The sequence below is a fragment of the Allochromatium palmeri genome, from assembly GCF_009720725.1.
GTDB classification, from domain to species: Bacteria; Pseudomonadota; Gammaproteobacteria; order Chromatiales; family Chromatiaceae; genus Thermochromatium; species Thermochromatium palmeri.
Window position 1 is genome coordinate 1 of sequence record NZ_WNKT01000077.1, and the last position, 7396, is coordinate 7396.

General features: G+C 65.3%; 4 protein-coding genes. 2 read left to right on the forward strand and 2 right to left on the reverse strand.

The features are described from left to right. Nucleotides 1–109: 109 nt before the first annotated feature. The gene (locus GJ668_RS20800; RefSeq protein ID WP_246195014.1) at nt 110–1021 is read right to left on the reverse strand and encodes a heavy-metal-associated domain-containing protein; all 912 of its coding nucleotides are present in this window, start codon (nt 1019–1021) and stop codon (nt 110–112) included. Nucleotides 1022–1234: 213 nt separating this feature from the next. Between GJ668_RS20800 and GJ668_RS18935 the strand changes: the two genes are divergently transcribed. Both GJ668_RS18935 and GJ668_RS18940 read left to right on the forward strand, forming a co-directional pair. Beyond that, entirely contained in the window at nt 1235–2842 is a 1608-nt protein-coding gene (locus GJ668_RS18935) for an NADH-quinone oxidoreductase subunit L (protein WP_155451660.1), read from the forward strand. A gap of 13 nt (nt 2843–2855) precedes the next feature. Continuing rightward, nucleotides 2856–5438, forward strand: a complete 2583-nt coding sequence (locus GJ668_RS18940; protein WP_155451661.1) for a YbcC family protein — start codon at nt 2856–2858, stop codon at nt 5436–5438. Here the strand turns inward: GJ668_RS18940 and GJ668_RS18945 are convergent. Continuing rightward, the gene (locus tag GJ668_RS18945) at nt 5435–7297 is read right to left on the reverse strand and encodes a sensor domain-containing diguanylate cyclase (RefSeq protein ID WP_246195015.1); all 1863 of its coding nucleotides are present in this window, start codon (nt 7295–7297) and stop codon (nt 5435–5437) included. The two genes, GJ668_RS18940 and GJ668_RS18945, sit on opposite strands and share 4 nt — an antisense overlap. Nucleotides 7298–7396: the final 99 nt, after the last annotated feature.

Here is a 7396-nt window from a genome sequence, read left to right on the forward strand (position 1 = left end):
TTTCTGACTCAGAGTGGTAAGTGCCTGTAGCTTGCTCCACTTTCATGAATCGAGGGGGAAATTAAGCGAACGATGAGTTTTTGTTCTTGACTTCTGATGTTGAGAGGCGCTAAGCGCTCGCCATGGCCTCCAGCGCCCGGTAGCGCAAGGAAGGAGTGGGTTCTTGTCGCCCCAGATCCCGGCCACTCATGTGTTTGCTCGATGGGGCTAGGGCGTAGATGGCTTTGACGTGTTCAGCCCATTGAGCCACAGCGGCGACCGGATCCTCAGCACTCAACAGGTGACGCACCATGGCGACGAGGGCCTCGGCCCGGCAGGCTTCGCGGAGGCTACCCACGGTGCACGCGGGAGCCGGCTGTTTCAGGCGGGCGGTCTGTTCGGGGTGAAGGAGGAGGGCGTGGTCAAGCAGCAGACTCAGGATCAGGCGGCGGCTTGATCCCTCTTCATCCGGTTGTTTGGCCAGCGTCCCCCAGCCTTCATAACGCTTCCAGTCCGCCAGAAACACCTCCACGAGCCAGCGCAGGGTGGCGATCTGGAGAATGTCCTGGGTACGCCAGCTCAGGTCGCTGGCCACCAGATACCGGGGTTCGTTCTGGCCGGGGTAGGTCAGGGCGATGACAAAGCGCTTGGTCTCATGGGCGCACACATACAGGCGTGCGCTACTGACACGGACCTCGATCTCTTCGCCGCCGCGCAACCGCAGGCGCTGGGGCACACCGGGAGAGGCGAGAAAGTACGCGCTCAATGAACGCTCGCGCCCACGAAAGCGCACCGTCTGGTTGTGGCGCAGCTGACTGATGCCGAGCGTGACCGACTCGATCACGGGCGCATAACCAGCCGTGCGCACCGCCTCCAGCAGCTCGGGCACCGAGGTCTGCTCGAAACGCACCAGGGCCAGCCCCGAGGCCAGGTTGACCTCGGCTGACTCCACGCCGGGATGATTGACGATGACACGCTCGACCCGCGCCACACAGGACGCGCAGTTCAGGCCACCGACACCGATTCGCAGTTCTTGAAGCATCAGTCTCACTCCGATCGTCGACGCACCCCGGCGACATCACCCAACCAATAGGGAAGGATTGGCCATGTTCGCGCTTGCCGGCGCGTTCAATCTTCGATTCATAGACCCTATGCTATGGATCTGATCTCAAATATAGATTTTTAATTGCATCCACCCGGCCTTAGAGTCTAGCCATACTCTCGATTCAGCGGCCATCAGGCCCAGGAGGCGCGGATGTCCTTGACCTTCACGACGGCGGCGGCGATCGCCGCGCCCATGTCACTCTGGCTCGCTGGCTCCATCCCCGACCGATTCGCCGACCGGGACGGAGCTCGCCTGGCACGTCTCGCCAATGGTGCGACCTGGCTCGCGTTCGGCTTCGCCCTGACGACGCTGGCGCTCCACGGCTTCGGCCCGGCCGAATCCTTCACCCTGTTCGCCATCGGTCTGCCGTTCGACAGTGGGGCGCTGGCCCTGAGCATCCATGTCGACGCCGTGACCGTGATCATGTTGACCCTGGTCGCGCTGGTTGGTGCGATCGTTTCCAACTATGCCCGCAACTACATGGCCGGCGACGCGCACGAAGGGCGTTTCCATCGCCGGCTGCTGATGACGCTGGCGTCCATCCTGACGCTGATCGTCTCAGGCAACCTGCTGATGTTCCTCGGCGCCTGGATCGCCACCAGTCTCAGTCTGCACCGTCTGCTGCTCTTCTATCCCGAGCGACCGGGCGCGGTGCTGGCGGCGCACAAAAAGTTCGTCTTCAGCCGTATCGGCGACCTGAGTCTGGCGCTCGCCGTGCTGCTGGTCGGCGCGACCCTGCACACCCTGGAACTGAGCGATATCCAGGCGGCGATGGCGACGCTCGACGGTCCGCTGCCGGTACCGCTCCAGTGGGCGGCTTGGCTGGTGGTGCTGAGCGCGGCGCTCAAGTGCGCCCAGTTCCCCTTCCACGGCTGGCTGATCCAGGTGATGGAGGCGCCCACGCCGGTCTCGGCCCTGCTGCATGCCGGGATCGTCAATGCCGGCGCCTTCCTGGTCATCCGCTTCAGTCCGCTGATGTCGGTGTCGGGTCCGGCGCTCGAAGCACTCGCCCTGATCGGTCTGACGACCCTGACCATCGCTTCCCTGGTGATGCTCACCCAGACCAGCATCAAGGTCTCGCTGGCCTGGTCGACCTCGGCCCAGATGGGCTTCATGCTGCTGGAGGCCGGACTCGGACTCTATAGCCTGGCGCTGCTGCATCTGGTCGCCCATTCGCTCTACAAGGCCCATGCCTTCCTGGCCGCAGGCAGCAGTGTCGACGGCTTCCGCGCCCCGACACCCCAGCTCGCCGCTACCGAACCCAAGCCCTGGCACTGGCTGGCGGCCTTCCAGGGCGCGCTGCTCATGACCCTGATCGCGGGCTGGCTGTTCGGGATCGATCCGGTGCAGGAGCCGGCGCTCATCGTCACCGGCGCCATCGTGGCCGTAGCCGTGGCGCAACTGCTGCTCCAGTCACTGCGTCTGGCCGACGACGGCGCCCTGCTGGTGCGCGCCAGCGCGCTCGGCGCCCTGGTCTGTCTCGGCTATTTCGCCCTGCACGCGGCCTTCGAGTGGGCCATCGCCGACAGCGTGCGGCCGGTGGCCGCCAGTAGCGGGCCTCTGGAGCCGGTGCTCGCCCTGGCGATCCTGGCCGTCTTCATCGGTCTGATCCTGATCCAGCATCTGTTCGGCCGGCTCGGCACGTCCTGGCGTCAGACCATCCAGGTCCATCTCTACAACGGTCTCTATGTGGATGTGCTGGTGACACGCCTGATCCTGCGTCTCTGGCCGCCGCGTCGCGCGCCCGTCATGGCTTGAGGAGGATAGACACATGAAACCCATCGCATTCCGTCGTCTCGCAGACAACCCGCGTCCGCGTCCGAGCCTGACCGTGGACGATCACAACGCGCCCGAGCCGGCCTTGAATGCAGGCGGTGACACGGCCTCGACACGGCTCGCCGCCCAGATCCAGGCCGCCTGCGAGCGCATCGCGCCGGTCTGGCCGCTCGATCGCTTCGTGGCCGTCAATCCCTTCCATGGTCTGCGCGATCAGTCCTTCCCGGAGGCCGCCGCCATCCTGGAGCGGGTCGCAGGCGCACGGCTCTATGCGCCACGCGCCGAGCTGCACGCCGCCTTCGAGTCCGACCAGATCACGCGCGAAGATCTGCGCCGCGCGGCCGAACTCCAGGGTGTCCAGACCGATCCCGAGACCCTGATCGCGGCGCTCGCCGAGGAGCCCCGTCCGCGACAGCGCGTACCGCTCGTGAGCCAGATGCTCGACGCCCTGGAGGGCGGCGACTGGTCGAGCTTCGTGATCGATCGCATCAGTCACCATTGCGCGGCCTATTTCGACATGGGGCAGGCGACCTGGAAGCAGCCCTGGAAAGGGCTCTCGCTCTATGCCTCCTGGCGGCGCTCGGCCGGACTCGACCTCAGTCCCGCGCTCATGGGGCTCGGCGGCGTGCGCAAGCGGATCGCCGCGCTGCCCGAGACGCCGCGCGACACGATTCGTCTGGTCCTGGAGCGGCTGGAGATCCCGGCCGACGCGACGGTCGACTATCTGCACGCGATCCTGATGGACATCGGTGGCTGGGCGGCCTGGACCCGGCGGCTACGCTGGGAGGCGGAGTTGACCGGCGGGCGCGACGACCGCATCGAGGAGCTGCTGGCGATCCGGCTTGCCTGGGACTGGCTGCTCCGGGAGCGGTTGCCGCGCGAGCACTGGCAAGCCGCCCTCGCGGAGTTCGCCCAGACGCCCGCCGCCGCCACCGACTGGACGCTCGATCACGTCTGGCTGACGGCGCGCGAGCTGGCCTATCAGCGCCAGTTGGTCGCACGGTTGGGCTCGGCGACGCCGAACCATCCGGCGGTGGCGGAGCGCCCCCGCGCGCAGGCCGCCTTCTGCATTGATGTGCGCTCCGAGGTCATGCGCCGGTCGCTGGAACTGGTCGCGCCGGAGATCCAGACCCTGGGTTTCGCCGGGTTCTTCGGGATGCCGATCGCCCAGCGACCGTTCGGCACTCAGTCGGCCCGCGCGCATGTCCCGGTACTGCTCACACCGCGCTATCGGATCGGCTCGGAACTCCAGGGCGTCGATACCGAGACGCGCGATCAGACGCTGGCGACCCAGCGCCGGCAGGTCGGTCTCAGTCAGGCGTGGAAGGCGTTCAAGATGGGGGCCTCGTCCTGCTTCTCCTTCGTCGAGTCGGCGGGGATCTGGCTCTATGCGCCCAAGCTGATCAGTGACAGTCTCGGCTGGAGCCGGCCGGTCCCGGCCCCCGACGATCCGCGTCTGCCCGAGGCCGAGGCGCGGCGTCTGGGGCCGAGCCTGGCGTGCGGTCATCCTCACGACGACCACGGAGGATCTCATGAGGCAGCGACCTGTCAGGGCGAGGCCCTGGGCATCCCGCCCGCCGAGCGTGTGGCACTCGCTGAGGGCATCCTGCGCGCCATGTCGCTGAGCCAGGGGCTGGCGCCGCTGGTGCTCCTGATCGGACATGGCAGCACCAGCGTCAACAACCCGCACGCCAGCGGACTCGACTGCGGCGCCTGCGGCGGTCAGACCGGCGAAGCCAGCGCCCGCGCCGCCGCCGCGCTGCTCAACGATCCGACGGTGCGTGATGGTCTGGCCGAGCGCGGCCTCCGGATCCCGGACGACACCTGGTTCCTGCCCGGTCTGCACGACACCACGACCGACGTCATCCGGCTGTTCGATACGGCGTCGCTGCCGGCGAGTCATGTCGGGGAACTGGCCGAGCTGGAAGAGACTCTCGCACGGGCCGGCGAGCTGACACGTGCACAGCGCGCCGGTCTGCTGGGTCTGGGCGGACGCGAGGGCCAGGCGCTGGCCGCCAGCCTGCAACGGCGTGCGCGCGACTGGTCTCAGGTGCGTCCGGAATGGGGTCTGGCCGGCAACGGGGCCTTCATCGCTGCTCCGCGTGCGCGCACCCAGGGTCTGGATCTGGAGGGACGCACCTTCCTGCACGACTATGTCTGGCGCGACGACACCGACTTCGCGATCCTGGAGCTGATCATGACCGCGCCCATGGTGGTCGCGACCTGGATCAACCTCCAGTACTACGGATCGAGCGTCGACAACCGCCGCTTCGGCAGCGGCAACAAGGTGCTGCACAACGTGGTCGGGGGCGCCATCGGCGTGCTGGAGGGCAACGCGGGCGATCTGCGCGTGGGGCTGTCGCTCCAGTCGCTCCACGATGGCAAGCGCTGGATCCACGAGCCGCTACGGCTGAGCGTCTTCATCCAGGCGCCTGAGGCCCCGATCGAGGCCATCATCGCCCGGCACACCCTGGTGCGGCAGCTCCTCGACAACGGCTGGCTGCATCTGTTCCGGCTGGATGACGACGGCGGATGCCAGCGGCGCTGGCCGGGACGCGGCTGGGTGGACGCGGGTTAGATGTCGCTATGAACGCGATTGCGCCCCGCCGCCTTGGCGGCATAGAGCGCGGCGTCGACGCGCGCGACCAGCTCGGTGCGTGACTCACCGGGACGCGCGAGCGTTACGCCGAAGCTCGCCGTCATCGTGCCGACGATGGGGAAGCCGTGTCCGGCGATGCCCAGACGCAGCTTCTCGGCCGTTTGCTCGATGCCGTCACGATTGATCTGGGGGCAGACGATCAGGAATTCCTCCCCACCCCAGCGACCGAGCGAATCGCCCTTGCGCAACTGAGCGCGCAGCAGTCGGGTCATCTCGATCAGCACCTGATCGCCTGCGAGATGACCATGCTGATCGTTGACCAATTTGAAATGGTCGATGTCGCACAGAATCAACCCGAAGCTGTCATCGGGATCGCTCAGACTCGCCAGCTCCTCGCTCAGGATGGCCTCAATCTTGCGCCGATTGTAGACCTCGGTCAGCAGATCAGTGTTGGCCATGCGTGCGAGCGTGCGCGCCTCGTGCTCCTGGACCTGCTTGGCCAGCTTGGCTTCGACCAACTGGCTCGTGCGTTTGTCCAGTTCGACCGCCATTTCATTGAAGTTATGGCTGAGCTGATCGACCTCCAGGATGCCCGCCGGCTGGAGCGGCTGGCTGTGCAGACGCTGGCCGAGATCGCTGGTCGCCGCCGAGAGCGCATGGATCGGCGAGACGATGTGATTCGACAGGCGCTGCACCGACACCAGGAGCAGCAGCAAGAAGCCCAGATAGAAGACCACCATCACACCGATGGCGGCATAGCCGATGTGGTTGCTCAGATCGCGCAGCGCCTCGATGGGTGCGAGGATACGTTGCTCATTGACCAGCACCATCAGACGCCAGCCGGTCTGGGGAATGGGCTGCTGGATGAGCACATAGCGGGTTTCATCGATCCTGAGTTCCGACAGGCTCTGACCCGAACGGAAGAACTCCAGCATCCCGGTGCGAAAGCTCGGATTCTCGCTTTTAAGGATGTTGTAGGCATCGGGCTTACTCGGCGTGGTCCCGAGGGGTCCAGCATAGTCGTGTTCGAGCAGCTCCCTGAGACCGAAGATTTGCTCGATGCCGGGCGGCATGGCCAGGATGGTTCCGTCACGGTCGACCATGAACGGCATGGCCTGCCAGGATAGATTGAGGTCCAGGATATGGCGGATAAAGCGCTCAATGGTCACGTCCAGCCCGGTGACGCCCTCGAGAACATCCCCGCGATAGACGGGCGCGATGCTGGAGATAACCCAACCCTGGCCGGCGGGATCCAGATAGGCGCTGGTCCAGACCGGTCGGCGTTCCGGATTGTGGGCTGCATCGGCCTCGTAATAGAAGGCCAGCTCATTGACGTCCCAGGTGGTGCCGAAGCGTTCGGCGGCATTGTGCATGAAGGGATAGACCCGAACCATGGCGTCCCTGGTGTTGAGGTACGCCTGGGTAACGATCGGGTTGGCGTCGACGGTCGACTTGAAGAGCGGGTCGAGATCCTCGCTACAGAACGCCTTGCGCTGTTCAGACTCGCCGATGGTGGTCGTAGCGGCGTAATAGAGGCTGGCGCCGCCGTTGTCCTCAGCCTTGTAGTAGGCGCCATTGGGATCGCGCTCCAGGCGCGGCGGGCCATTGGGCAGACGACAGACCTCGGGATGGGCGAAAAAGGTCTCCTGCGCGTGTTGCAGCAGTCGCGTGAAACGCGCGACCTCGCCGAGCTGATTGTCGATGCTCTTGGCCTCGATGGTGGTGATCGTCAGCAGGTTGTTCTCGACTTCGCGCAGCAGCATGTCCTGGTTGCGGGTGGAAATGTAGAGATTGATGCTGAAATAGAGTGTCAAGAGCACCAGTTCGATCGCCAGCATCGGTATCAAGGCGCTCTTGAGATAAGTACTTTCATTAAAAAAATTAAACAGATGAAAACGCAATTTTATATTCAGATCCATAACCATCAATAATTTCAC